This is a genomic window from Sulfitobacter pontiacus (assembly GCF_040790665.1).
GTDB classification, from domain to species: Bacteria; Pseudomonadota; Alphaproteobacteria; order Rhodobacterales; family Rhodobacteraceae; genus Sulfitobacter; species Sulfitobacter pontiacus.
This window is the reverse complement of sequence record NZ_CP160849.1, coordinates 1,541,187-1,565,450: the sequence shown is the minus strand read 5'-3', so window position 1 is coordinate 1,565,450 and position 24,264 is coordinate 1,541,187. Positions and strand designations below refer to the sequence as shown.

Here is a 24,264-nt window from a genome sequence, read left to right as displayed (position 1 = left end):
GCTTTGTTTCCGGGTGTTCAGACCCTAAAGCGGCAACCTAAGCATTTTTCCGCCGACACCAACCCCAAAGCTACGCCCTGCCCCCCAGAGCGCCGCAAGCGTCGCGCCGCTGCATCAGGTCAAAAGACGCGCTGCCCTTCGACCCATGTCTCGCGCAGGATCGGCAAGGCATCGAGCCGCGCAAACCGGATCACATCGCCGCGTGCGCCGACCTTGATCGTGCCGCGGTCCGTTAGCCCGACGCTTTGTGCGGGCGCGTGGGTGACCGTCGCGAGCCCGCGCGCCAGATCCCCCCACAGATCCCCCAGTTGCAATGCCGCGATCAACAGGCCCGCGGGCACGTAGTCGGACGACAAGATATCCAGCCGGTCCGCCTTCGCCAGATCAAGGGCGGCGACATTGCCCGAATGCGACCCCCCGCGAATGACGTTGGGCGCGCCCATGATGGTCGCGATCCCATTGGCGTGACAGCTATGCGCCGCCTCGATCGTAGTGGGAAACTCGGCAAGCCGGACGCCGTAGCGGTGGCTCGTCTCGACCTGCTCGGCGGTGGTATCGTCGTGGCTGGCAAGCGCTGCGCCATATCGTGTGGCTGCCGCAACGGTCGCGGCCTCGTGGGTTTTGCCATATTGCTTTTGCACATCGTACAGTGTGTCCACATGACGCTGGAAGGCGGCGGCATCAAAGCTGTGTTTGCCGCGCACATAGGCCTCGAATTTCGACAGATCGCGGAACTGACGCTGACCCGGCGTGTGGTCCATCATCGAGACGATGCCAACGCGATCCTCTGGGCCGAATTCGGCCAGCTCTTCGGCCAGCGTTTCCGAACAGATCTCGGCCCGCAGGTGGATGTGGTGGCTGATCCGCAGGGCTCCGGCGGCGCGCATCGCCAGAATGGTATCGACCATGCCGCGCGCATATCTCTGGTACTGGTGCTCGGCCGAGATCATCGACCCGACGCGGATCGCATCGAACACGGTGGTGATGCCGGTGCCCGCCAGTTCACGGTCATGGGCGAGGATGGCCGCGCGGTGCGGCCAGTCGACCTTGGGGCGCGGCGACATATGCCGTTCCAGATTATCGGTGTGCAATTCGACCAGACCGGGCGCGATGTAGTCGCCCTGCATGTCCTGCGCGCCTTTGGGCACGGCGCTGCCGAAATCGATGTCGGTGATTACCCCGTCTGCGATGCGGAGCGTTCCGGTCTCGACGCGATCCCGCAGGATCAGGCGGGCGTTGGCGAAAATTGTCTCTTGGGTCATGGCATTATCTTCTGATTGGACTGGCCAGCGTCGCAGGCTGTCTGGGAAAGGTGCTGGCGTATCGTGGCAATGGTCTGCGCCAAGGGGCCGCTGTTGTCGATCACCTGATGGGGCATACCGAGGGGCATGGCGAAATCCGCACGGGCCAGACGGCGCTCTATCTCGGCGGCGTCCTCGCGGTTGCGCGCCGTCAGACGGGCGGCGAGGATGTCATGATCCGCCCGCAGCAAAATCACGCAAAACCGCGCAAAGAGGGCCTGTGCCTGTGGCAGGACGGCCCGCGACAGGTTCACCAGCACATCACGCCCCTGCGCCACCTCTAGCGCGACGGACTGCGGGATGCCGTAGTGCCAGCCATGCGCATGCCAGCTGAGGATAAACGCACCGTCATCCTCTGCCTTCCTGAAGGCACGCTCCGACACGCCGTCGAACGCTTCTCCGCCAAGGGTTGCGGGCCGCGAGATCACGCGCCGCGCAAGACAAAGCGACGGGTCCGCCGCGGCCAGCCCCTCCATCACGCTGTCTTTCCCCACACCAGAAGGCCCGACGACTGCAATGAAGCGCCCCGTCATGCGGCCAGCCCCGGGGTGAACTGGGTCACGTCAAACTGCCGGTCACAAATTTCGTCGCGCGCGGCGTGGTCGTGAAAAATCCCGATGATGGCAGCGCCACGCACCTTCGCCTCTGCGATCATCTTTAGCACGGTGGCGCGGTTCACGGGATCAAGGCTGGCGGTCGGTTCATCCAGCAATAGCGCGGGATAGGGATAGGCAAAACCGCGTGCGATATTGACGCGCTGCTGCTCTCCGCCCGAGAAGGTCGTGGGGCTCAACGGCCACAGACGTTCGGGTATATTCAGTCTCTGCAACAGGGCTTTCGCCTGCGCTACGGCACTGGCGCGGTCAGATCCGGTGGCCATAAGCGGCTCTGCCACCACGTCCAGCGTCGATACCCGTGGCACAACCCGCAGGAACTGGCTGACATAGCCCAATGTGGTGCGGCGCAGCTGGATCACCTGCCTTGGTGCCGCGGTCACGACATCCAGATCGCCCACCATAATGCGCCCCGACTGGGTCAGGTAATTGCCGTAAATCATCCGCATCAGGGTCGATTTACCTGCGCCTGAGGCTCCGACCAAAGCAATACACTCCCCCTGTGCCACCGACAGCGACGCCCCCGCCATAACAGAGATTTCGGCAGCCCCCTGATTGTGCAACACAAAGGATTTCGACACGTTTTCAACAGTAATCATCGGGTTCATACCTGTAGGACAGAGGAAACAAGAAGCTGCGTATAGGCATGCTGCGGATCGTCGAGCACCTGATCGGTCAGCCCGCTTTCGATCACATGGCCGTCTTTCATGACCATCAGCCGGTCGGCCAGCAAACGCACCACAGCCAGATCATGGGTGACGATGATGGCGCTCAACCCCATCTCGCGCACGAGCCCCCGCAGCAGGTCCAGCAACCGCGCCTGCACGCTGACATCCAGACCGCCGGTGGGTTCATCCATGAACACCAACCGCGGGCCTGTCACCAGATTGCGCGCGATCTGCAAACGCTGTTGCATACCGCCAGAGAACGCCGTGGGCCGGTCATCAATGCGGTCAGCGCTGATCTCGACGCGGCCCAGCCAGTCAATCGCCTTGTCGCGGATCTCGCCATAATGGCGCGCGTTCACGGCCATCAGCCGCTCGCCCACATTGCCGCCTGCGCTGACATTCATGCGCAGCCCGTCGCGGGCGTGCTGATGCACAAAGGCCCAGTCGGTGCGCGACAACATGCGGCGTTCAGGCTCGCTCATCGTGACCGTATCGCGCAGGCCCTCGGCGCGGGTGTCGAAACGGACGGCCCCGGCGTCGGGCTGCAAATGCCCTGCCAAACAGTTCAGAAGCGTCGACTTGCCCGACCCGCTTTCCCCGACGATGCCCATCACCTCGCCCGGATAAAGATCAAACGACACGTCGGTGCAGCCGATCCGTGCGCCGTACATCTTGGCGATGCCTTCCACTTGCAACAAAGGGGTCATGCCGCGTCCTCCGCCAAGGGGGCACCCTGCGCACCCAGATGCCCCGCCGCACGCCGCGCGCCGCAGTAATCCGTATCCGAACACATGAACATCCGACCGCCGGAGTCATCCATGATCAGCTCGTCCAGATAGCTGTCCGTCGCGCCGCAGAGGTCACAGGCATGATCCGCCTTCGTCGGCTCGAACGGGTAATCGTCGAAGTCCAGACTGACCACCTGCGTATAGGGCGGCACCGCATAGATGCGCTGTTCGCGGCCTGCGCCGAACAGTTGGATACCCGCCATCTCGAGCTTGGGGTTATCGAACTTGGGGATCGGGGACGGGTCCATGACATAGCGCCCCTCGACCTTCACCGGATAGGCATAGGCCATGGCAATCGCGCCGTGCTGGCTTATGTCTTCGTAAAGTTTCACGTGCATCAATCCGTATTCCTCAAGGCTGTGCATCTTGCGTGTCTCGACCTCTGACGGTTCAAGAAACCGCAGGGGTTCGGGGATCGGCACCTGATAGACAAGGATCTGGTCTTCGCGCAGGGGTGTTTCGGGGATGCGGTGACGGGTCTGGATGACGCTGGCCTCTGTGGTGGCCTCGGTCACGGCGACGCCCGCCGTTTTCTCGAAAAACCGCCTGATAGAGACTGCATTGGTCGTATCGTCGGCCCCCTGATCGATCACCTTGAACCGGTCCTCGGGCGTCAGTACCGCTGCCGAAACCTGCACACCGCCCGTGCCCCAGCCATAAGGCATCGGCATCTCGCGGCTGGCAAAAGGCACCTGATACCCCGGTATCGCCAATCCTTTTAGGATCGCGCGGCGGATCATGCGTTTGGTCTGCTCGTCCAGATAGGCGAAGTTATAGTCGCTCATGACGCCACCCCTTCCTTCATTTTGCCCTTTAAACTCCCCCCGGAGGGGCCCTCCCCCTCGGCCTGTCCCGCCGCTTGCTCTGATGCCTGTGCCTCGCGGCGCAGTTTGCGGATCAGCTCCAGTTCGGATTGGAAGTCGACGTAGTGAGGCAGTTTGATATGCTCCAGAAACCCCGTCGCCTGGATGTTGTCGGCGTGATACAGCACGAATTCCTCGTCCTGCGCGGGGGCACCTAGGTTATCCTCGCCCAGTTCTTTCCAGCGCAACGCGCGGTCGACCAGCGCCATAGAGATCGCCTTGCGCTCCGTCATCCCAAAGACCAGCCCGTAGCCGCGCGTGAATTGCGGCGGTTCGGTTTTCGAGCCTTTGAACTGGTTGACGGTTTCGCATTCGGTCAGGGTGATCTCGCCGATGTCGATGGCAAAGCCGAGCTCGGGGATCTCCATCTCGACCGCGACCGCGCCGATGCGCAGCTCTGCCACAAAGGCGTGGTTGCGCGCATAGCCCCGTTGGGTGGAATAGGCCATGCCAAGGATAAACCCCTCATCCCCCCGTGTTAGAGCCTGCAATCGCAGGGCACGGCTCGCCGGAAGCTCCAGCGGGCTGCGGGTCAGATCGTCCGGTGTGTCCGCCCCTGCGGGTTCCGACTGGATCAGATCCTCGCGGTCAAGGAACCCCATGATGTGCGGCGTCTCGCCTGTATTAGGCTCTGTTTGCGGCATCTCGCCAAGCTCGCCATCGGCGGCGAGTTTGAAGTCCAGCAGACGGTGGGTGTAGTCAAAGGTCGGCCCCAGCACTTGCCCACCGGGTGCATCCTTGAACGTGGCCGACACGCGGCGGTCGCAGGCCATGGTGGCGGTATCCACGGGGTTAGAGCCGCCAAAACGCGGCAGCGTGGTACGGTAGGCGCGGATCAGAAAGATCGCCTCTATCAGATCACCGCGCGATTGTTTGATCGCCAGCGCGGCAAGGTCGGGATCATACAGCGACCCTTCCGCCATCACGCGATTAACGGCGAGCGTCATCTGCTCGCGGATCTGGTCTACCCCCAGTTCCGCCACATCACGGTCCCCGCGCCGTTCCTCGGCCAGCCAAGCATGGGCGTTGTCGATGGCGCGTTCGCCCCCTTTGACAGCAACATACATCAGCGGACCCTCGTCGTGCGCGGCAGCGCGGCAAGCCGGTTTGCGCAGGTGAAAATGAAATCCAACCCCAGCGGGAACAGCGCGGCGTTGCGTTGGAACGCGGCAGTATCCGGCAGCGACAGGTTGGCGGTATCCTTGATACCTGGTCCGCTTAGGGTCGCACCCAGAGACGTGAGGTCTGGCATCTCGACAACCACCGTCGCTGACCGGTCGGGATATTCGGCGGTGCCGATGGCAAATTCGCAAAGCGGGAGATCATCCCAAGCCCCGACGGCAAACATCGCCCGCGCGGGCGGCACAAAGGGCGCGCCGGTCTGAAAGGTGATCCAATCGCGCACATCCTGGGTGTCACAAGCGGTGCCGAGATAGATTGGCGTATCGGGATCACACAGCGTCAGGATCGCGGTGCCCGCGGCCGCGCCAAGCGGGGCGGGCGGTGTGGCCCCAGAGACGTCACAGATCGTCCCCGGGCGTGCCATCGCGGTCATCAGCCCGCGAAACGCGCGGGCGGCGTCGATCGGGGCGTCGGTAAAGCCGCCCTCCAAAGCATGGGTCTGCATCAGTCTTCCCCTCGTACCATCGTAAAGAAATCCACCTTTGTCGCCGCCGCCTTGGCCGCGCGGGTGGCCTTGGCCGTGTCACGCCCCTTGCGCAGGGGCGCGAGGATCGCGGCCTCTACCTGCGCCGCCGCGTCGGTTTGCATCAGCGCGTCAATCAGCGCCGTCTGCAGCGCGTGGTCCTTGCTGCGGCCCTGCACATAGCCGTGACCCACTGTACCGCAGTCCAGTTTGACTGACGCACGGGTGACGGACATTTCGCCAAGGTTGAACGCGGCGCCGACGGCCCCTGCCCGACCGCGCACCATTACGCCGCCAATTTCCGGCGCGCGCAGAATGCTGTGATCAGGGGGGATGCCATAGGCGGCCCAAAGGCGCGCGACCTCAGCGGCGGGGGATTTGGCAAGCAGACCCAACCATGCCTTACGCGGCGCATGAGGGTCGATTTCTGAGTTCATCATATTCATCTAGACACCTTTTCGAGTTGTCTATACAACTAGACAAATACTACCTGTGAGGCCGATCAGCGCCAAGCCCTCCTTTTGCGAAATATTTGTGACATGCCTCAACGCACCCCGATCTGGACCGCCATCGCCCATAGCCTGCGCAGCGACATCGCAGCGGGTGTCTATGGCCCCGACGACAAGCTGCCGACCGAAAGCGCGCTGGCGGCGCGGTTCGGGGTGAACCGGCATACGGTGCGGCACGCGATCAAGGCGCTGGCGGGCGAAGGGCTGGTGTTGCCGCGGCGCGGTGCGGGGGTGTTCGTGACCTCGACCCCCACCGATTACCCCATCGGCCGCCGCGTGCGGTTTCACCAGAACCTGTCGGCGCAGGGGCGGATGCCAAGCAAGGAGTTCCTGACTCTGGAAACCCGCACCGCGCGCCCCGAAGAAAGCGACGCACTTGCACTGGCGCAGAACGCACAGGTGCAGGTCTGCGAGGGGCTGTCCTTTGCCGACGGTCAGGTGATCGCGCTGTTTCGCAGCGTCTTCTCTGCCGCGCGCTTCCCCGACATGCTGGCGCATCTTGAACAGGCGCAATCGGTGACGGCGGCGCTGCGGCTCGGGGGCGTGACGGATTATACCCGCGCATCAACCCGCATCAACGCCAAGCTCGCCAGCGCCACCCAGGCGCTGCACCTACGGGTGGCCGAGGGCGCGCCGATCTTGCGCACGATCAACCTGAATGTGGATGATCAGGGGCAACCGCTGGAATACGGGCGCACGTGGTTCGCGGGGGACAAAGTGACCCTGACACTGGCAGATACCTGAAATCGCGTGGCGTTATTCGTAGCGCTCCAGAAACGCCTCGGCTGACAGCGCGCGGAAATCATCCAGCGCGCGGTGCAAGGCGTCATGGGGCCAGTCCCACCATGCCAGCGCCATCATCCGGTCAGCGATGCCCGCGCTGAACCGCGCCCGCAGCGGCACCGCGGGAATACCCGCGACGATCATATAGGGGGCGACATCCTTGGTCACGATGGCCCCACCCGCGACAACCGCGCCGTGGCCGATCGTTACCTCTGGCCGCACCTGTGCGCCATTGCCAAGCCATGTGTCATGGCCAAGGGTAACGCGCCGGCTGCGACGGTGAGCGAACCAAGCGTCATCGTCAGCCGCACCGTCAAAGTAGTCGCCCGCGCGGTAGTGAAAGTGATGCAGGCTGGCTTTTTCCATCGGGTGGTCTGTGGCCCCGATCCGCACATAGGCCGCGATGTTCGAGAATTTGCCCACGTTGGTGTTGGCAATGTCGGCGTAGCGGTCGCAATAGCTGTAATCGCCAAGCTGGCTATGGGCGATCCGCGACCCGCGCCCGATCTCTGTATAGGCTCCGAATGTAGCATCTTTGATCTCGCAGTCGGGGTGGATGAAGGGGCTGTCGGCAGTCAGGCGCGGCATCAGTGACCGCCCTCGTCACCGTTGATCAGCTTGCGGCGCAGCCAGCCCGAGAAACTGTCCATCGCCATGACCATGAGCACGATCAGCACGATATAATAGGTCACCTCTTCCCAGTCCTTCTGTGTGGCAATCGCTTGCGTCAGCAGCAGACCGATGCCGCCGCCGGTGATCGCCCCGATGATCGTCGCAGAGCGGGTGTTGGATTCGAGGAAATAGAGGACCTGGCTGAGCAGCACGGGCACGATCTGCGGCAGCACCCCAAAACGGTAGCGTTGCAGCGGCTTGGCCCCGGTAGAGGCGATGCCTTCGATCTGTTTGCCGTCCACATTCTCCAGCGCTTCCGAGAACATCTTGCCGAAAGACCCTGTGTCGGTCAGCAGGATCGCCAAGGCTCCAGTCAGCGGCCCCGGCCCGAAGGCGCGCGACAGGACGATGGTCCAGATCAGCCCGTCGACACCGCGCAGGAAATCGAACATCCGCCGCGCAGCAAAGCGCAAGGACCGCAGCGGGGTAAAGTTCTTGGCCGCAAGGAACCCCAGCGGGAGGGCGATGATCGCCGCGCCGAATGTGCCCAGAAAGGCCATCAGCAAAGTCTCGTAAAGCGCCCAGGCCACATCACTGTGCCGCCACATGCGGTTGGTCCAGAAGTCATGGAAGATCGCGCCCGCTTCACCGCTGAACGCGCGGCCCATCAGCGCGACCGGGCCCAGCCCGTGATAGGGGCTGTCGAGCGTGAAAAAGAACAGCTCCCACCCGTAGTCGTATTTGAACACCTCGGTCCGGTTGCGGGTGATCGTCAGCCGCCCTGCCTCGGTGTTGATCATCACGCGGTTCTTGGACGCGCTGATATAGTCGGGCACATCGCCGGGCGGGAATGTCGCCTGAACACCGCGCTGCCCCGGCTCGGCCACGACCGTGCCATAGCCCGGGATGTCATAGCTGACCTGCGGGCCAAAGGTCACGATATGCCCGCCCCCCAGATCCGCGACAGGGCGATCCCCCAACGTGACCCAATCGGGGGCCGTGCCGGCTTCATATGCGCCCTTACGCTCGCCTTCGATCGCGACGGAAAACGCGCCGTCGCGGTTGTCCTGCGTGACATGGGTCTTGTAGCTATATGCATCGGCCACCAGCGTGCGGGCATTGCCCACGTTGATCCGATCCCCCAGCCCCGGAATATCGAAGGCAAAGAAGATATAGACGAAATAGGCCAGAACGATCACGGGCAGCGCCAGCGCAGCCATCCGCTTGCGCGAGAAATGGACCATCGTCTGGGTGTGAAGGGCGGTCGCGGTCATAGGGTCACCTTTGCGCTCGGCAGGCCGTGGGTCAGACGGTTACGGAAAACGGAAGAAAGCTGGTCGACGATCACAATCGTCAGGAACAGCAGCAGGAAGATGGCAGCGGCCTCGTCGAATTTGCCCTGCCCCCAGCTCATGGTGTTGCGCAGGTCATAGCCGATGCCCCCTGCCCCGACGAAGCCAAGGATCGCAGAGGCGCGGATATTGATCTCGAACCGCAGGAGCGCATAGCTGATGTAGTTCGGGGCCACCTGCGGGATCACGCCAAGCCACATGCGCTGGCTCCACCCCGCCCCCACAGAGGCAAGCCCCTCTACCGGTTTGAGCGATGCGTTTTCATTCACTTCCGAGAACAACTTGCCCAAGGCACCGATGGTATGCAGCGCGATGGCGATCATCGCAGGCACCGGCCCGCCCCCCAGCAGAAAGATCAGCACCAGCGCGATGACAATCTCGGGTATGGCGCGCAGCAGATCCAAGACGCGGCGCAAGGGGCCCACGAGCCACGGCACCGGAGCCAACCCGCGCGTGACCATCAGCGACAAGAACAGCCCGACCATCGCCCCCAGCAGGGTCGAGGCAGCGGCGATATTCACCGTTTCTATTAGCGAGGGCAGGTATTTCGCCATATAGCCGGGCAGCAGGTGCCCGCGTTCTATCGCTTCGCCGATCACATCGGCGGGAAAATCCAGAATATTCGGCAAGCCGTCCCAGAACCCGCCCGCATTGCGGTTGCCTGCGGTGTTAAATCCACCCACCAGCAGCGCTACGAAAAGGATCAGCAGCACCAGATTCATCCAGCGTTTTGATCGGGCCAGTGCCAGATAGTTTTCCTGAATCCCTGCCAGGTCGGGGTCGGTTTGCGATGTCGCGGTCATGGGAAGCCCTTACGTAAAAATGCTGGCCCCGATGCGGATCGGAGCCAGCGACAGTGCTTAAATCACTTGGATCAATTCGATTTTGCCTTGCGGGCTTCGATGATCGAGACATAGGCGTCATGGGTAATCGGATCGAACCCAAGGCTTTCGCCCGCCGCCACGCCATAGGCGCAGTCGGGGTCGTTCTCGTACAGGTTGTCGACCAGCGCGGTCATCTTGTCTTTGACGTCCTGAGGCAGGCTGGTGCGCAGCACGACGGGGCCTTCAGGGATCGGCTTGGAGCGCCAGATTTCCACCAGATCATTCATATCGACCAGGCCTGCGTCCACGGCCTTGCGCAGCGCGCCGGAGTTGTAGCCGTCTTCCCAGTTGCCCTGACCATCAGCCCAGGTCACGCCTGCGTCGATGTCGCCATTGTTGACCGCAACGATGGTCTGCTCGTGACCACCAGTGAACTTGACCTCACCAAAATACGCGCCGGAGTCCATGGTGATCTCTTCGCCCATCTGGGGGATCTCGATCGACGGGATCAGATAGCCCGAGGTGGAGTTCGGGTCACCGAAACCAAAGACCTTGCCCTTGACGTCTTCAAGCTTGGTGATGCCGCTGTCGGCGCGGGCAAACCCGATGGAGTGGTAGCCATAGGACCCGTCCACGTTGATTTTCACCAGCACAGGCTCGACCGCTTCAGCGTCTTGCAGATATACCGCGGCATAGGCCGAAGCACCCAACCATGCCATGTCCAGCGTGCCACCCAGCAGACCCTGGATAACGCCGTTATAATCGGCAGGGGCGAACAGCTTGGTCGGGACGCCCAAGGCATCCTCGGTCATGGCGCGCATACATTCGTTCGAATTCATCCGGTCCTGCGCGTTCTCGCCGCCCAGAATACCGATGCGGAATTCGGAAATGGCTTCGGTTTGGGCCACAGCACCCGTCGCAAGGGCGGTCGTCGCGAAAGCAGCAGCAAGTAGTTTGTTCATCGGTCGTCTCTCTTTTTGCAGATAGGCCCCCGAGGATCGGAGGCTGGGGATGAAATGATAATTGGGGTTATTGCGCCGCCACCGTTTCGGGACGGGGGGACAGCGTTTCGATCTGGGTCGATGTCGTCGCTTCGGAAAAGCTGGCATCCGCCCCGTAAATGTCGCGCGCCACGCCGGTGGTCAGCTGCGCGGGCGTGCCGTCAAACACGATGCGCCCCTGCCGCATGCCGATCACGCGGTCGCAATAGCGTCGCGCGGTGTCCAGCGTGTGCAGGTTCGCGATCACCATGCGCCCGTCCTGTTCGTGGATGTCCCGCAGCGCTTGCATCACCAGCTGCGCGTTCATCGGATCAAGCGAGGCGATGGGTTCATCGGCCAGAATAATCGTGGGGTCTTGCATCAGTGCGCGCGCGATGGCGACACGTTGCTGCTGCCCGCCCGACAGGGCCTCGGCGCGTTTGGGAGCGTGCTCGGCAATGCCCAGACGGTCCAGAATATCGATGGCGCGGATGATGTCGCCTTCGGGGTAGAGGTTGAACATCGTCGCCAATGTCGACCGGCGGTTCAACGTGCCGTGCAGCACGTTCGATACCACATCCAGACGCGGCACCAGATTGAACTGCTGAAAGATCATCGCGCAATGGGATTGCCAGTCGCGCTTCTCGGCCCCGCGCAGCTTGGTGATGTCGCGCCCGTTGACCAGAATCTCGCCGGAACTGGCAGGGGTCAGGCAGTTCATCATCCGCAGCAGCGTCGACTTACCGGCACCGGAACTGCCAATGATGCCAATCATCATCGGGCGGTCGACGGAAAAGCTCGCTGCGTGAACGGCTGTATTCGCGCCAAATGTTTTTGTGACGGCTTGAAGCTGAAGCATTCGGTTCCCCTTTTTTCGGGGAACCTAGGGCGGCATTAATTCACATTCGTTTCAGCTTTATGAAAGTTTCACGACAGCGGAACCTTTCACGATCCTAGTCTATTTCAGGCCGGTAGAGCCAAATCCACCGTCCCCGCGCGTGGTATCGGACAAGGCATCGACCTCGACACAGGCGTATTGCTGAACCTGCGCAATAACAGCCTGCGCGATCCTATCCCCGTGCCGGATAACGAAAGGCGCATCCCCTACATAGTACAGCCCGACCATCACCACGCCGCGGTAATCCTCATCCACCGTGCCGGGCGCATTGGGAATCAGAAACCCGTGCTTCAACGCCAGGCCCGACCGTGGCCGGATCTGCATCTCCGTCCCGCGCGGCAGCTCGACCGAGAACCCGATAGAGATCAGACTGATCTGCCCTTTTACAAATTCCATCGGCCCGTCGGGCAGAAAGGCCCGCAAATCCATACCCGCCGCCCCGGCAGTGGCGTAGGACGGCAGCGGCAGATCATCATTGCCGCTGACCCGTTTGAATTTGATCTCGCTCATCATCCGCTCCACCGCACGCGCGCTTTCCAAATGGTTCTAAATCCTCGCCGAAGGCAAGAAAACTCTAGCTCAACGCCTCTGCAATGCGCGCGGCCAACTGCTGTGCCACCTGATCCTTGCCCATACGCGGCCAGCTTTCGGCACCCGCATCCGTGATCAGGGTCACAGCATTTTCCGCCCCGCCCATAATGCCTGTCGCCGGTGAGACATCATTCGCAACGATCCAGTCGCAGCCTTTGCGCAGCCGTTTCGCCGCGGCGTTTTCAACGACGTCATTCGTCTCGGCAGCAAAGCCCACGACCAGCTTGGGCCGCCGCGCCCCCGCCGCGCTGACGGTTTTCAGAATATCGGGGTTTTCAGCAAAGCTCAGCACCGGCAGCCCGTCTTTCGATTTCTTGAGCTTGCGATCACTGGCACTGGCCATGCGCCAATCCGCCACCGCCGCGGCAAATACGCCTGCGTCGGCGGGCAAGGCGGCCTCTACCGCCTCCTGCATCTGCTGCGCGGTTTGCACGCGGATCACCTCTACCCCGTCGGGCGGGGGCACGTCGGCAGGGCCAGTGACAAAGATCACCTGAGCCCCCAACGCCGCCAACGCGCGCGCAATAGCGGTGCCCTGCGCGCCCGAGGACCGGTTCGCGATATAGCGGACAGGGTCAATCGGCTCATGCGTCGGGCCGGAGGTCACCAGAATACGTCGCCCCTTTAGCGGACCATCGGCCAGCTGCGCCTCGACCGCGGCGACGATCTCAAGCGGTTCAGACATGCGTCCGGGGCCGAATTCCCCGCAGGCCATATCACCATCATTCGGGCCGACCACATGGATGCCATCACCGCGCAAGGTCGCAAGGTTGCGCTGCGTCGCGGGGTGGTCCCACATGCGCACGTTCATCGCCGGCGCAATCAGCACCCGCGTATCTGTCGCCAACAATAGGGTAGAGGCCAGATCATTCGCCACACCGCTCGCCATCTTGGCCATCAGATCCGCCGTGGCAGGGGCCACCACAACCAAATCCGCGACACGGCTGAGCTGGATATGCCCCATCTCGGCCTCGTCGCCCAGATCGAACAAGTCGCGATACAGCTTCTGCCCCGCCAACGCTGAAACGGACAAAGGCGTCACAAATTCTTCGCCCGCGCGGGTCAGCACGGGCGTCACAGTGGCCCCGCGTTCGCGCAGGCGACGGATCAGATCAAGGGATTTGAAAGCGGCAATGCCGCCCCCGATTATCAGCAGAATATGTTTGCCAGCCAGCATGATCGCCCCCTCGTCGGTATTCGTTCCGACCATAGGGGGGCGGTTCATTTTCCGCCAGCCCGTTCCTGCGGCAGTGCGCGCAGACCGCGGGATCATATCTGGGGGCTCACATCAGGAAGTGGCGCACTTCGGAGGATTGTGTCTCAAGCGTTTTGCGCATCTTGCCAAAGGCCGCGGCCTCTAGCTGGCGCACACGTTCTTTCGACAGGCTCAGCTCGGCACCCAGACTTTCAAGCGTGCGTGGCTGGTCGCGCAGCTTGCGTTCGCGCACAATGAATTGTTCGCGTTCGTTCAGGGCCTGCATCGCCGACAAGAGCCAGCTGCGCAGCGTCAGCGTGTCGTGGCTTTCCTCGACACGTTCGGCGGCCTGCGCGCTGTCATCGACCAGCGCGTCGATCCACTCGCGGCCCTCGTCCTCGGCCGATTGCGTCGCGTTCAACGAGAAATCAGAGCCGGACAAACGCCCCTCCATCATCTCGACGTCATGCATCGGCACGCCAATCTCGGTAGAGATCATCTGACGCAGCTGATGCTTATCCAAGGTCTCGCCCGCGGCCTGGGCCTCGCGCTCGAGGCGTGCCTGTACGCGGCGCATGTTGAAGAACAGCGATTTCTGCGAGGATGTAGAGCCGGTGCGCACCATCGACCAGTTGCGCATGACGTGATCCTGAATGCTCGCCTTGATCCACCAGACGGCATAGGTAGAAAAGCGCACCCCGCGGTCGGGGTCGAACTTGTCGGCAGCTTTCATCAGGCCCAATCCGGCCTCTTGGATCAGATCATTCATCGACGCGCCATAGCGCTTGAATTTACCCGCCATCGAGATAGCTAGACGCATGTAGGCTGTGATCAGCCGGTGCAGCGCTTCCTCGTCGCGTTCGTCCCGCCAGGCATAGGCAAGCTTCAGTTCTGTCTCCGCATCTAAAAGCTCTGCCTTCATTGCGGTGCGGGTCAAAGAAAATTCACGTGATTGCGCCAGCGTCATGATGTCCATCCCTACTATTGAGGCACATCTGTCTGCGCCTTTTCATCTAAACGCGGAAAACCGCCAGTTGGTTCACGCGGAATCGAAAAAGAATCGGCTTTTTTCCGCGCAGCTTGCTTTGACTTTGTGACAATGACGCTAAATAAATCGCAAACCACTGGGCGAATAAGGCGCGCTGATCATGACTATCTGGCATTGGGTGCGCCACGGCCCGACCCACGAGAAAAACTTTGTTGGCTGGCGCGATGTCCCTGCCGATCTGTCCGATGTCGCACAGCTCGGGCGGCTCAACGCGCATCTGCCGCAGACTGCCGTGATGGTATCCTCGGACCTTATCCGCGCTTCTGCCACCGCCGATACACTGGCCTCTGTCAGCCGCCTGCGCCTGCCCCATGACCGCGACCTGCGCGAGCTTGATTTCGGGCTGTGGGACGGCATGCACGCCCGCGATGTATCGCAAAGCCACCCCGAGCTCAGCCGCGCCTATTGGACCACCCCGGGTGACATCGCCGCTCCCGAAGGCGAAAGCTGGAACGACGCGGCCCGCCGGATCAACGCCGCCGTTGACCGGATCACACAGGCCCATCCGAACACAGATATCATCGCCGTGGCGCATTTCGGCGTGATCCTGACACAGGTCCAACGCGCGCTTGGCGTGGATGCCCATGCCGCGATGGCCCATAAGATCGACAACCTGTCGGTCACGGATATCCACATCACCCCGCAGGGGTGGGACATCGGCACCATCAACCATCAGGTCTGACGGCCCCGACCCTACCTTCATTTTGCCAATTAAACTCAAATCCAGCGCTTTCCACGCCCGTTAACGCTTATTAAACACCCCCGCCCTACCCCTGAGGTATCGCAAGGCATCAGGGGTAGAATGGTCGCACGGGCATATACGGTCGCATTCCAGGGCATCGACGCGCGCATCGTCGAGGTGCAATGCGCGCTCTCTGCCGGTATGCCCGCCTTTTCAATCGTGGGCCTGCCCGACAAAGCGGTGTCAGAAGCGCGCGAAAGGGTCCGTGCCGCGCTTGGTGCGATGGCCATCGCCCTGCCCAGCAAACGGATCACGATCAACCTCAGCCCTGCCGACCTGCCTAAAGAGGGCAGCCATTTCGACCTGCCGATCGCGCTGGCCCTGCTGGGGGCGATCGATATCCTGCCGAATGATGTCATCCAAAGCACCGTCGCCTTGGGCGAACTGTCGCTGGACGGGAGCCTGATCCCCGTGATCGGCGCGCTGCCTGCGGCGATGGCTGCGGCGGAAAACGGGCGTAGCCTGCTTTGTCCCGCTGCCTCTGGTGCCGAAGCGGCTTGGGTCGGCAATGCGCAGGTGATCGCGGCCCCCAGCCTCGGTGCGGTGGTGCGGCATTATACCGGCCAAACCCCGCTGCCCCCTGCCACACCGGGCGAAGTCTCGCAAAGCCCCAGCCAGCATGACCTGCGTGATGTCAAAGGTCAGGAACGCGCCAAACGCGCCTTGGAAATCGCGGCCGCGGGACGTCATCACCTGATGTTTGTCGGCACGCCCGGCTCGGGTAAATCCATGCTAGCGGCGCGTTTACCCTCCATCCTCCCCCCGCTGACCGCACAAGAAGCGCTCAGCACCTCTATGATCCATTCGCTTGCCGGGCTTCTGGATGACGGCGGCATCTCTCGTCTGCGCCCGTTCCGCGAACCGCACCACACGGCGTCTATGGCGGCGATCATTGGCGGCGGACGGCTGGCCAAACCGGGAGAGGTCAGCCTTGCCCATAACGGCGTGCTGTTCATGGATGAATTCCCCGAATTCCCCCGCACCGTGCTGGAAACCCTGCGCCAACCCGTCGAGACGGGCGAGGTGATGATCGCCCGCGCCAATGCACATGTGAAATACCCGTGCAAATTCATGCTTGTCGCCGCAGCCAACCCCTGCAAATGCGGCTACCTTAGCGATCCGTCCCGCGCCTGCAGCAAAGCCCCCGCTTGCGGAGAGGATTATATGAATCGCGTCTCGGGCCCGCTGCGTGACCGCTTCGACCTGCGCATAGATGTGCCGCCCGTGGGATATACCGACCTCGACCTGCCCCCCAGTGCGGAAGGCTCGGCGGAGGTCGCCCAAAGGGTGCAAGCCGCACGCCGCCGCCAGCACGACCGCTTTGCCGACCATCCCACAGCGGCCCTGAACGCAGATGCCGAAGGGGACCTGCTGGAACAGATCGCCGCCCCGGATACGGAGGCGCGGCAGCTGCTGTCCCGCGCGGCAGAGCGGTTTCACCTATCAGCCCGTGGGTATCACAGGGTATTGCGTGTGGCGCGCACCATCGCGGATCTGGACGGGGCCGGCGACGTGCGCAAACCGCATCTGGCCGAAGCGCTCAGCTTTCGGTTGCCGTCGGTGGCAGTTGCGTGATCCAGCGCGCCAATGCGTCCAGCGTGGCCCGCGCTTCGGGCAGGGTATTGTGGAAGATCGGCCAGACGTGGGGCAGGTCATGCTTCTCTTCCAACGACGCGCTAACACCTTGATCCCGCAAATGCGCTGCCATCCGGCGCGCGTCATCGCGTAGAATCTCTGTGGACCCGACGGTGATCCAGACTGGCGGTGCCCCCGGATAGCTCGCAAGCAAGGGGCTTATATCGGGATCTCGGGGGTCGGCACCGGCCAGATACATCTCTGCCATAAGACCGGCCTGCGCGGCGGGCAACACGGCCTCTCGTGCCGCATTCTCGCGGAAGCTGGCCCCCTCGTGCAGAAAATCGGTCAGCGGTGAAAAGGCAAAAAGCGCGCGCGGCATGGGGCCACTGCCTGCACAAAGCCGGCTAAGCAGATTGAAAGCCAGCGCGCCGCCAGCGCTATCACCGCCGACAATGATATTCTGCGCCGACACACCGCTGTCGAGCAACGCCTGATAGGCCGTGGCGACATCTTCGATTGCGGCGGGAAACGGCGCTTCGGGGGCAAGACGGTAGTAGGGCAATACCGCCACAGCCCCCAGACGCTGCGCCAAGGCCCCCAGCATCGCCCCGTGGGTATCGGGGCTGCCGAACACAAAACCACCCCCATGAATGTAAAAGATCACCAGATCAGAGCGTGTCTGCGCAGGGGTCACCCGCAGAACCTCGCCCGCACCAACCAAGCGGCTGCGGGTGATCTGGGTGCCGCGCGGTGCCCGAAACAGCAGCCGCGCGGTTTTCGCGAAATCACGACGTATCTTATGCACATCACGCGTGCGCGCCAGCTTGCGCTTCTCTACCAAACGTAAATAGCCGTTCAGCAGAGGGCGCAGCAAGCTCATGCGCGCTTACGTTCGATCGCTTCCCATATCTTGGCCGCGATATTGGTGCCGTCGAAACGTTCCAGTTCTTGTATGCCGGTGGGGGAGGTCACGTTGATCTCTGTCAGATAGTCGCCAATGACATCGATGCCGACGAAAATCTGCCCCTTCTCGCGTAGCAACGGGCCGATGGCGGCGCAAATTTCAAGGTCACGCTCTGTCAGGCCGACCTTCTCGGGGCGGCCGCCCACATGCATGTTCGACCGGGTTTCCCCCTCTGCCGGGACGCGGTTGATGGCCCCGACGGGTTCGCCATCCACCAGAATCACCCGTTTATCGCCCTTGGACACAGCCGGCAGGAATTTCTGTACGATCAACGGCTCGCGTGAGAAACCGGTGAACAGTTCGTGCAAAGAGCTGAGGTTGCGATCATTCGTGTCCAGACGGAAGACACCCGCGCCCCCGTTCCCGTATAGCGGCTTGAGGATGACATCCTTATGTTTCGCCTTGAACGCTTTGATCGTGTCCAGATCACGGGCGATTGTGGTGGGCGGGGTCAGCTGCGGGAAATCGAGCACCAGCAGTTTTTCGGGGTAGTTCCGCACCCAGAACGGGTCATTCACCACCAGCGTTGTCTCTTTCAGACGGTCCAGCAAATGGGTCGAGGTGATATAATGCATGTCGAACGGCGGATCCTGCCGCAGCCAGACCACGTCGAAATCCGCCAGATCAACCTCGCGTTCAGGCCCCAAGGTGGCGTGATCACCCTGTACCCGCTGCACGGTCAGATCATGACCCCGTGCGGTTATGCGCCCCTCTTGATAGGCGAGGTGATCGGGGGTGTAGTAGAAAAGCGCGTGCCCGCGCGCCTGTGCTTCCTCGGCCAGGCGAAAGCTGCTGTCCGCGTTGATGTTCACGTCCCCGATCGGGTCCATCTGAAAGGCGATTTTCATAAGGGGTCTCCCTGTTGTTCCTTTCTAGATGGCGCAGCAGGGCATGGGGTGCAATGGGTCAGTCGTGCCCGAAGGCGTTTTCAAGGATACGCAGGTCACCGGTTTGATCGACCAACGCCACGTCAAACCGCACGTCCGTCAGCGCGCCTTTGGGTTCGCCGCCAATGAATTCTTCGGCGGATCGATAGATACGGCGCATCTGTTTCCGGTTCAGACGCTGCAGGGCGCTGTCATGGCTTTTGCTTTTCTTCACTTCGACAAAGACGATCCCGTCGCCGTCGCGCATGATCAGATCAATTTCGCCCGCCTTACCGCGCCACCGTTCATGTGCCAGATCAAAGCCGCGGCGGCGGTAGTCATCCGAAACCTGCAGTTCAGCCGCACGACCTGCGTGATAGGAAACAGCGCCTTGAACGGATTTCGCCAATGTCATCAGTGTGTCGGTCATCTTAGGTTTCTTTCCCCAGTTCCAATGCCGCCTGATACACCTGTCGGCGCGGCACATCATATGCCTGCGCCACCATGTCGACGGCATCGCGCATCGAATTCGTTTCCAATGCGTTCGCAAGGTCAGAGGTTAGATCACTTTCGCTAACAGCCGGTAAACGCCCGCGATCAATCAGCACAACAATCTCGCCCTTCGGGGCTTTACCGCTGTAGTGTTCGGTTAACTCATCCAGGGTACCGCGCTGAATTTCCTCGAACTTCTTGGTCAATTCGCGACAGACAGCCGCCGGACGTTCCCCGCCCAGCGCCTGTGCGGCATCGCGCAGCATCGCCCCCACCCGCTTGGGTGATTCGTAGAAAACCAGCGTGCCTTGCACCTCTTTCAACTTTTGCAGCGCCGTGAGCCGTGCGCCTTTCGCATTGGGCAGGAACCCTGCGAAAAAGAAGGCATCCGTCGGCAGCCCTGCCAAAGCCAGCGCGGTCAGCACCGCCGAGGGGCCCGGGGCGCAGGTCAGCATGAGCCCTGCCTCGCCCACACCGCGGGACAGTTCGAACCCCGGATCCGCGATCAGCGGCATGCCAGCCTCAGAGGCATAGGCGACGGATTGCCCATCGCGGATCGCGGTGACAAGCTTGTCCTGCACACCACTGCCCGAATGGTCGTGCAGCGCCACAATCTGCCGCCCGTTGAGAGGCACCCCATGGATATCCATCAACTTACGCAGGCTCCGCGTGTCTTCCGCCGCCAGCACATCAGCCGAGGCCAGCACGTCGAGCGCCCGCAAGGTTATGTCGCGGGCAGAGCCGATCGGCACCCCGACAAAGTAAAGCCCCGCCGCAAGGGGAATCTTTTGATAATTCAAGCTGGACCCGCCTTTCGCACCCTCTATGATCAGTGCATATGTCCCTCGGGCCATTGCCGCCGACCTGCCACCAATGGAGTGACACCGTTATGATCGCTGTTTTCAACATCCTTCGCAAGCCACTGCGGCTTTTGATCCTGCCACTGATCGCATTGGCGCTTGCCGCCTGTGAACCTGTGGCGATGACCAACATGAACGGGTCCAAGGGCCCCAAAGTCGACCCAAGCAAACCTATTCCGGTGGCCTTGCTGATCCCGCGCGGCGGTACGGCGGCGGATAACCTGCTGGCGCAAGAGCTTGAGAACGCTGCGCGTCTTGCGATCCGCGATCTGGGCGGCGTGCAAATTGACCTGCGGGTCTATGGCACGGGCGGCAATGCTGGCACTGCGGGCACTGCGGCGGCGCAGGCCGTCACTGATGGGGCTCAGATCATTTTGGGGCCGCTTTATGGCGAGGCCGCAAATGCGGCGGGCAACGCGGTTGCAGCACAGGGCGTGAATGTCCTGTCCTTCTCGAACAACCCCAGCATCGCAGGCGGCAACGTCTTTGTGCTGGGTCAGAACTTTAACGACACCTCCAACCGACTGGTCCGCTACGCCAAGAGCAACGGAAAAGACAAGATTCTCGTGCTGCACGGTCAGGATCTGGCCGGCCAGCTGGGCCGCGATGCTATTCTCAAGGCGATTGCCGCAAACGGGGCGACCTCTGCCGGTACGGTTGATTACGCGCTGAGCCAAGAAGCCGTAATGTCTGCCGTGCCGCGCGTGAAAGCTGCCGTAGAAAGCAACGGGGCGAATGCGATCTTCCTGACGACATCCTCGGCCAGTGCGCTGCCGCTCTTCGCACAGTTGCTGCCAGAAGCTGGGATCAGCGGTGCCACCACGCAGTACATCGGTCTGACCCGCTGGGATATCCCGCCGCAGACGCTGGCGCTGCCCGGCGTGCAAGGCGGCTGGTTCGCCCTGCCCGACCCCGGTGCAACAACCGCATTTTCGCAGCGCTATGCTGCAGCCTATGGCGACACACCCGGCCCGATCGCTGGTCTGGCCTTTGATGGGATCGCAGCCGTGGGTGCCTTGGCGAAATCCGGTAAACCCGACGCGTTGTCGGCGGCACGCCTAACCCAAGGCGCGGGCTTCCGCGGGGCAAGCGGCGTGTTCCGCCTCAAGGCAGACGGCACCGCCGAACGCGGCCTTGCCGTTGCCACGATCCGCAACCAGCAGGTCGTCATCATCAGCCCTGCCCCCCAAGCCTTTGGCGGGGCCGGTTTCTAAGGGACCGCCTTTTGTGAAACCCCTTGTTGCACCAGCAGAATCAGGTGAGGCCACCGCGCGTCACCTGATCAGCACTCCCAAACGCATCTTTGACGAAGCGGCTGTTTCTGCCGCGCTCAAGGACGTGCTGGACGGTTTGACCGATCCGGCAGAGATTCAGGCCGCCGCCGTCGCCGTTTTGCAAGACGCGCAAAAGAACGGGCGTGCCGAAATCGCCCGCGCCTTTGCGGCGTCACCGTTCAACGCGCGCCCCATGACGTCGGCCTATTGCTACCTCACCGATCAGCTTGTCCGCACGACCCTGCAGATCGCCGGACAACGGCTCCACCCGGTTGAAACGCTTGGCCCGAACGACCGGCTCGCCGTGATCGGCGTCGGCGGGTATGGCCGCGGAGAGATGGCCCCCTATTCCGATGTGGACCTACTGTTCCTCATCCCCCAAACGCCCAGCCAGCGCACTGAAAACCTGATCGAATCCATGCTGTACATGCTATGGGATCTCAAGTTGAAGGTCGGCCATTCCACCCGCACCATCCGCGACTGCGTGACCCTTGGCCGCGAGGATTTTACGATCCAGACAGCCCTGCTGGAGCACCGCTTTATCGCCGCGGATGTGGCTTTGGCGCAGGATCTGGATGAAACGCTCAAGACCGATCTTTTTGCAGGCACCGGTCGCAGCTTTATCGAAGCCAAGCTGGAGGAACGCGACGCGCGGCACCGCAAGCAGGGTCTGCGTTATGTGGTAGAGCCCAACGTCAAAGAGGCCAAGGGCGGCTTGCGCGATCTGCAATCGTTGTTCTGGATCGCCAAACATATCTACAGCGTCGAACATGCCGCCGATCTTGTCGACCGCGGCGTGTTTCTGGAGGAAGAGTTCAAGACTTTCGTCGCGGCCGAGAATTTTCTTTGGGCGGTACGCGGGCACCTGCACCTCATTTCAGGACGCGCGACCGAACAGTTGACCTTTGACATGCAGGTCGCCGTGGCCGAGGCGATGGGATACCGCGACACGCGGGGCCGCCGCGGGGTCGAGGTGTTCATGCAGGCCTATTTCCGCCATGCCACCGAAGTGGGCGAGCTGACGCGCATCTTCCTCACCAAGCTCGAAGCCTTGCACGTCAAGGCGGAACCCCTGCTTGAACGCATCTTTCGCCGTCGCCCCAAGCTGCGGGACGGCTATGAGGTCGTGGGCGGGCGGCTGGCCGTCACCGATGGCAAAGCGTTTATCAGCGACAAGCTGAACCTGCTGCGCATCTTCGAAGAGGCATTGCGCACCGGTATGTTGATCCACCCCGATGCGATGCGTCTGGTCAAAGCGAACCTCGCCCTGATCGACGACGACATGCGCAACACGCCCGAGGCGCGGCGGATCTTCCTTGATCTGATGCTGAAACACGGCAACCCCGAACGCGGCCTGCGCCGGATGAACGAACTGGGCGTGCTGTCGGCCTTCATCCCCGAGTTTGAGCCCATCGTGGCGATGATGCAATTCAACATGTATCACAGCTATACGGTGGACGAGCACACGATCCAGTGTATCACAAACCTTGCCCTGATCGAGAAGGGCGAGCTGGAAGAAGACCTGCCCGTCGCCTCGTCGATCCTGCAACGTGGGGTGAACCGCAAGGTGCTATATGTCGCTCTCTTGCTGCATGATATCGCCAAGGGCCGCCCCGAAGACCATTCGATCCTCGGAGCCCAAATGGCCCGCAAGATCGCGCCCCGTCTGGGCCTGAACAAGGCCGAGGTCGACACGGTCGAATGGCTGGTCCGCTACCACCTGCTGATGTCGGATATGGCGCAAAAACGCGATATTTCCGATCCGCGCACCGTGCGGGACTTTGCCAAGGCTGTGCAGACCGTCAAACGGCTTGATCTGCTGTGTGTGCTGACCGTCTGCGATATCCGCGGCGTCGGCCCGAACACATGGAACAACTGGAAAGCCGTGCTGATCCGCGGGCTCTACCGGCAAACCAAACGCGCGCTTGAAACCGGGCTCGAAGACCTCAACCGCGAGAACCGCGGCGCGGGGGCCAAAAAGGCCCTGCGTGCGGCCCTTGCCCATTGGCCGCGCAAGGATCTTCAGGCCGAGACCGCACGCCACTACCCGCCCTATTGGCAGGGGCTTCATACGGCATCGCAGGTGGTATTCGCCGAACAGCTCCGCGATATCCAGGACGGTGAAATCCGCATTGACCTGCACCCTGACGATGACCGCGACGCCACCCGCGCCTGCTTTGTCATGGCTGACCACCCGGGCATCTTTGCACGGCTTGCCGGTGCGTTGGCGCTGGTCGGGGCCAATGTCGTCGATGCCCGCAGCTATACCACCAAGGATGGCTGGGTGACTGATGCGTTCTGGATTCAGGACGCCGAGGGCAACCCCTACGACGTCTCGCGCCTGCCACGGCTGCGGCAGATGATCTCCAAGACGCTCAAGGGTGAAATTCTGGCCCGCGATGCGCTGAAATCCCGCGACAAGGTGAAAAAGCGCGAGAAAGTGTTCAAGGTGCCCACGCATATCACCTTTGATAACGAAGGCTCCGAAATCTACACGATTATCGAGGTGGATACCCGCGACCGCCCCGGCCTGCTCTATGACCTCACGCGGTCGCTGTCTGAATCCAACGTCTATATCGCCAATGCGGTGATCGCGACCTATGGCGAACAGGTGGTCGATACCTTCTACGTCAAGGATATGTTCGGGCTGAAATACTATACCGAAAGCAAGCAGAAGACGCTCGAGAAACGGTTGCGCGCGGCGATCATCGACGGTGTTGCGCGGGCACAGGACTGACATCGGCGCTTTCGCGCGGGCATGACGGCTGTGTTCGCATTTCCCTGATTGCGCAGTGCGGCGCCAACGGCTAGGCCATT

Annotated in this window: 25 protein-coding genes; 5 read left to right on the top strand and 20 right to left on the bottom strand. The window is 62.0% G+C overall.

The features are described from left to right. Positions 1–119: 119 nt before the first annotated feature. The 8 genes from AB1495_RS07675 to phnG are packed head-to-tail and all read right to left on the bottom strand — an operon-like array spanning position 120 to position 6,325. Positions 120–1,262 (bottom strand): alpha-D-ribose 1-methylphosphonate 5-triphosphate diphosphatase, encoded by a 1,143-nt coding sequence (locus AB1495_RS07675; protein ID WP_074636026.1) that lies wholly within the window; start codon positions 1,260–1,262, stop codon positions 120–122. Beyond that, entirely contained in the window at positions 1,259–1,834 is a 576-nt protein-coding gene (gene phnN, locus AB1495_RS07670; RefSeq protein WP_074636028.1) for a phosphonate metabolism protein/1,5-bisphosphokinase (PRPP-forming) PhnN, read from the bottom strand. The genes AB1495_RS07675 and phnN overlap by 4 nt, the downstream gene beginning before the upstream one ends. Beyond that, entirely contained in the window at positions 1,831–2,514 is a 684-nt protein-coding gene (phnL, locus tag AB1495_RS07665) for a phosphonate C-P lyase system protein PhnL (protein ID WP_074636280.1), read from the bottom strand. The genes phnN and phnL overlap by 4 nt, the downstream gene beginning before the upstream one ends. A gap of 5 nt (positions 2,515–2,519) precedes the next feature. Continuing rightward, positions 2,520–3,290 (bottom strand): phosphonate C-P lyase system protein PhnK, encoded by a 771-nt coding sequence (phnK, locus tag AB1495_RS07660; RefSeq protein WP_074636030.1) that lies wholly within the window; start codon positions 3,288–3,290, stop codon positions 2,520–2,522. After that, positions 3,287–4,156: an alpha-D-ribose 1-methylphosphonate 5-phosphate C-P-lyase PhnJ gene (locus tag AB1495_RS07655; RefSeq protein WP_074636032.1), complete on the bottom strand. Its 870-nt coding sequence runs from the start codon at positions 4,154–4,156 to the stop codon at positions 3,287–3,289. The genes phnK and AB1495_RS07655 overlap by 4 nt, the downstream gene beginning before the upstream one ends. Then, positions 4,153–5,301, bottom strand: coding sequence for a carbon-phosphorus lyase complex subunit PhnI (locus AB1495_RS07650; RefSeq protein ID WP_074636034.1), 1,149 nt, complete (start codon positions 5,299–5,301; stop codon positions 4,153–4,155). The genes AB1495_RS07655 and AB1495_RS07650 overlap by 4 nt, the downstream gene beginning before the upstream one ends. Next, positions 5,301–5,861, bottom strand: a complete 561-nt coding sequence (gene phnH / locus AB1495_RS07645; protein WP_074636036.1) for a phosphonate C-P lyase system protein PhnH — start codon at positions 5,859–5,861, stop codon at positions 5,301–5,303. The genes AB1495_RS07650 and phnH overlap by 1 nt, the downstream gene beginning before the upstream one ends. Next, complete coding sequence (gene phnG / locus AB1495_RS07640; RefSeq protein ID WP_139283813.1) at positions 5,861–6,325, bottom strand: phosphonate C-P lyase system protein PhnG; 465 nt, start codon at positions 6,323–6,325, stop codon at positions 5,861–5,863. The genes phnH and phnG overlap by 1 nt, the downstream gene beginning before the upstream one ends. A 93-nt stretch (positions 6,326–6,418) precedes the next feature. Between phnG and phnF the strand changes: the two genes are divergently transcribed. Further along, entirely contained in the window at positions 6,419–7,132 is a 714-nt protein-coding gene (phnF, locus tag AB1495_RS07635) for a phosphonate metabolism transcriptional regulator PhnF (RefSeq protein ID WP_005851300.1), read from the top strand. Positions 7,133–7,144: 12 nt separating this feature from the next. Here phnF and AB1495_RS07630 read toward each other — a convergent pair whose 3' ends face one another. The 8 genes from AB1495_RS07630 to AB1495_RS07595 form a co-directional block, all read right to left on the bottom strand. Then, positions 7,145–7,759 (bottom strand): chloramphenicol acetyltransferase, encoded by a 615-nt coding sequence (locus AB1495_RS07630; RefSeq protein ID WP_074636038.1) that lies wholly within the window; start codon positions 7,757–7,759, stop codon positions 7,145–7,147. Beyond that, positions 7,759–9,057 (bottom strand): phosphonate ABC transporter, permease protein PhnE, encoded by a 1,299-nt coding sequence (gene phnE, locus AB1495_RS07625; protein WP_064216357.1) that lies wholly within the window; start codon positions 9,055–9,057, stop codon positions 7,759–7,761. Before phnE (AB1495_RS07625) ends, AB1495_RS07630 begins: the two co-directional genes overlap by 1 nt. Further along, on the bottom strand, positions 9,054–9,938 hold the full coding sequence (phnE, locus tag AB1495_RS07620) for a phosphonate ABC transporter, permease protein PhnE (RefSeq protein WP_005851294.1): 885 nt from the start codon (positions 9,936–9,938) through the stop codon (positions 9,054–9,056). Before phnE (AB1495_RS07620) ends, phnE (AB1495_RS07625) begins: the two co-directional genes overlap by 4 nt. 71 nt (positions 9,939–10,009) lie before the next feature. Continuing rightward, complete coding sequence (gene phnD / locus AB1495_RS07615) at positions 10,010–10,921, bottom strand: phosphonate ABC transporter substrate-binding protein (RefSeq protein WP_074636040.1); 912 nt, start codon at positions 10,919–10,921, stop codon at positions 10,010–10,012. A 67-nt stretch (positions 10,922–10,988) separates the two neighbouring features. Next, on the bottom strand, positions 10,989–11,798 hold the full coding sequence (gene phnC, locus AB1495_RS07610; protein WP_074636042.1) for a phosphonate ABC transporter ATP-binding protein: 810 nt from the start codon (positions 11,796–11,798) through the stop codon (positions 10,989–10,991). 99 nt (positions 11,799–11,897) lie between these two features. Next, positions 11,898–12,347: a dUTP diphosphatase gene (dut, locus tag AB1495_RS07605; protein ID WP_039912208.1), complete on the bottom strand. Its 450-nt coding sequence runs from the start codon at positions 12,345–12,347 to the stop codon at positions 11,898–11,900. A 64-nt stretch (positions 12,348–12,411) separates the two neighbouring features. Further along, positions 12,412–13,605 (bottom strand): bifunctional phosphopantothenoylcysteine decarboxylase/phosphopantothenate--cysteine ligase CoaBC, encoded by a 1,194-nt coding sequence (gene coaBC / locus AB1495_RS07600; RefSeq protein WP_074636283.1) that lies wholly within the window; start codon positions 13,603–13,605, stop codon positions 12,412–12,414. A 106-nt stretch (positions 13,606–13,711) separates the two neighbouring features. After that, complete coding sequence (locus AB1495_RS07595) at positions 13,712–14,590, bottom strand: RNA polymerase factor sigma-32 (protein WP_037944893.1); 879 nt, start codon at positions 14,588–14,590, stop codon at positions 13,712–13,714. 181 nt (positions 14,591–14,771) lie between these two features. Between AB1495_RS07595 and AB1495_RS07590 the strand changes: the two genes are divergently transcribed. Then, on the top strand, positions 14,772–15,353 hold the full coding sequence (locus tag AB1495_RS07590; RefSeq protein ID WP_074636044.1) for a histidine phosphatase family protein: 582 nt from the start codon (positions 14,772–14,774) through the stop codon (positions 15,351–15,353). Positions 15,354–15,473: 120 nt separating this feature from the next. After that, complete coding sequence (locus AB1495_RS07585) at positions 15,474–16,988, top strand: YifB family Mg chelatase-like AAA ATPase (RefSeq protein WP_074636045.1); 1,515 nt, start codon at positions 15,474–15,476, stop codon at positions 16,986–16,988. Here the strand turns inward: AB1495_RS07585 and AB1495_RS07580 are convergent. From AB1495_RS07580 to rsmI, 4 genes are read right to left on the bottom strand one after another with little or no spacing between them, the layout of a single operon-like run. Then, entirely contained in the window at positions 16,954–17,871 is a 918-nt protein-coding gene (locus AB1495_RS07580; protein WP_074636047.1) for an alpha/beta hydrolase, read from the bottom strand. The two genes, AB1495_RS07585 and AB1495_RS07580, sit on opposite strands and share 35 nt — an antisense overlap. After that, the gene (gene gshB / locus AB1495_RS07575) at positions 17,868–18,803 is read right to left on the bottom strand and encodes a glutathione synthase (RefSeq protein ID WP_074636049.1); all 936 of its coding nucleotides are present in this window, start codon (positions 18,801–18,803) and stop codon (positions 17,868–17,870) included. The genes AB1495_RS07580 and gshB overlap by 4 nt, the downstream gene beginning before the upstream one ends. A gap of 58 nt (positions 18,804–18,861) precedes the next feature. Next, positions 18,862–19,251, bottom strand: coding sequence for a YraN family protein (locus AB1495_RS07570; RefSeq protein WP_074636051.1), 390 nt, complete (start codon positions 19,249–19,251; stop codon positions 18,862–18,864). 1 nt (position 19,252) lies between these two features. Next, entirely contained in the window at positions 19,253–20,113 is an 861-nt protein-coding gene (rsmI, locus tag AB1495_RS07565) for a 16S rRNA (cytidine(1402)-2'-O)-methyltransferase (RefSeq protein ID WP_064216389.1), read from the bottom strand. 89 nt (positions 20,114–20,202) lie between these two features. Here rsmI and AB1495_RS07560 point away from each other — a divergent pair, with 89 nt between their 5' ends. Continuing rightward, positions 20,203–21,387, top strand: a complete 1,185-nt coding sequence (locus AB1495_RS07560; RefSeq protein WP_074636053.1) for a penicillin-binding protein activator — start codon at positions 20,203–20,205, stop codon at positions 21,385–21,387. A gap of 13 nt (positions 21,388–21,400) precedes the next feature. Beyond that, complete coding sequence (locus AB1495_RS07555) at positions 21,401–24,184, top strand: [protein-PII] uridylyltransferase (RefSeq protein WP_037964853.1); 2,784 nt, start codon at positions 21,401–21,403, stop codon at positions 24,182–24,184. Positions 24,185–24,264 lie beyond the last annotated feature (80 nt).

What these genes read in the sequence shown, in the direction of transcription:
- AB1495_RS07675 (WP_074636026.1), bottom strand. Translation starts at nt 1,262, where the DNA reads ATGACCCAAGAGACAATTTTCGCCAACGCCCGCCTGATCCTGCGGGAT.
- phnN (WP_074636028.1), bottom strand. Translation starts at nt 1,834, where the DNA reads ATGACGGGGCGCTTCATTGCAGTCGTCGGGCCTTCTGGTGTGGGGAAA.
- phnL (WP_074636280.1), bottom strand. Translation starts at nt 2,514, where the DNA reads ATGATTACTGTTGAAAACGTGTCGAAATCCTTTGTGTTGCACAATCAG.
- phnK (WP_074636030.1), bottom strand. Translation starts at nt 3,290, where the DNA reads ATGACCCCTTTGTTGCAAGTGGAAGGCATCGCCAAGATGTACGGCGCA.
- AB1495_RS07655 (WP_074636032.1), bottom strand. Translation starts at nt 4,156, where the DNA reads ATGAGCGACTATAACTTCGCCTATCTGGACGAGCAGACCAAACGCATG.
- AB1495_RS07650 (WP_074636034.1), bottom strand. Translation starts at nt 5,301, where the DNA reads ATGTATGTTGCTGTCAAAGGGGGCGAACGCGCCATCGACAACGCCCAT.
- phnH (WP_074636036.1), bottom strand. Translation starts at nt 5,861, where the DNA reads ATGCAGACCCATGCTTTGGAGGGCGGCTTTACCGACGCCCCGATCGAC.
- phnG (WP_139283813.1), bottom strand. Translation starts at nt 6,325, where the DNA reads ATGAATATGATGAACTCAGAAATCGACCCTCATGCGCCGCGTAAGGCA.
- phnF (WP_005851300.1), top strand. Translation starts at nt 6,419, where the DNA reads ATGCCTCAACGCACCCCGATCTGGACCGCCATCGCCCATAGCCTGCGC.
- AB1495_RS07630 (WP_074636038.1), bottom strand. Translation starts at nt 7,759, where the DNA reads ATGCCGCGCCTGACTGCCGACAGCCCCTTCATCCACCCCGACTGCGAG.
- phnE (WP_064216357.1), bottom strand. Translation starts at nt 9,057, where the DNA reads ATGACCGCGACCGCCCTTCACACCCAGACGATGGTCCATTTCTCGCGC.
- phnE (WP_005851294.1), bottom strand. Translation starts at nt 9,938, where the DNA reads ATGACCGCGACATCGCAAACCGACCCCGACCTGGCAGGGATTCAGGAA.
- phnD (WP_074636040.1), bottom strand. Translation starts at nt 10,921, where the DNA reads ATGAACAAACTACTTGCTGCTGCTTTCGCGACGACCGCCCTTGCGACG.
- phnC (WP_074636042.1), bottom strand. Translation starts at nt 11,798, where the DNA reads ATGCTTCAGCTTCAAGCCGTCACAAAAACATTTGGCGCGAATACAGCC.
- dut (WP_039912208.1), bottom strand. Translation starts at nt 12,347, where the DNA reads ATGAGCGAGATCAAATTCAAACGGGTCAGCGGCAATGATGATCTGCCG.
- coaBC (WP_074636283.1), bottom strand. Translation starts at nt 13,605, where the DNA reads ATGCTGGCTGGCAAACATATTCTGCTGATAATCGGGGGCGGCATTGCC.
- AB1495_RS07595 (WP_037944893.1), bottom strand. Translation starts at nt 14,590, where the DNA reads ATGACGCTGGCGCAATCACGTGAATTTTCTTTGACCCGCACCGCAATG.
- AB1495_RS07590 (WP_074636044.1), top strand. Translation starts at nt 14,772, where the DNA reads ATGACTATCTGGCATTGGGTGCGCCACGGCCCGACCCACGAGAAAAAC.
- AB1495_RS07585 (WP_074636045.1), top strand. Translation starts at nt 15,474, where the DNA reads ATGGTCGCACGGGCATATACGGTCGCATTCCAGGGCATCGACGCGCGC.
- AB1495_RS07580 (WP_074636047.1), bottom strand. Translation starts at nt 17,871, where the DNA reads ATGAGCTTGCTGCGCCCTCTGCTGAACGGCTATTTACGTTTGGTAGAG.
- gshB (WP_074636049.1), bottom strand. Translation starts at nt 18,803, where the DNA reads ATGAAAATCGCCTTTCAGATGGACCCGATCGGGGACGTGAACATCAAC.
- AB1495_RS07570 (WP_074636051.1), bottom strand. Translation starts at nt 19,251, where the DNA reads ATGACCGACACACTGATGACATTGGCGAAATCCGTTCAAGGCGCTGTT.
- AB1495_RS07560 (WP_074636053.1), top strand. Translation starts at nt 20,203, where the DNA reads ATGATCGCTGTTTTCAACATCCTTCGCAAGCCACTGCGGCTTTTGATC.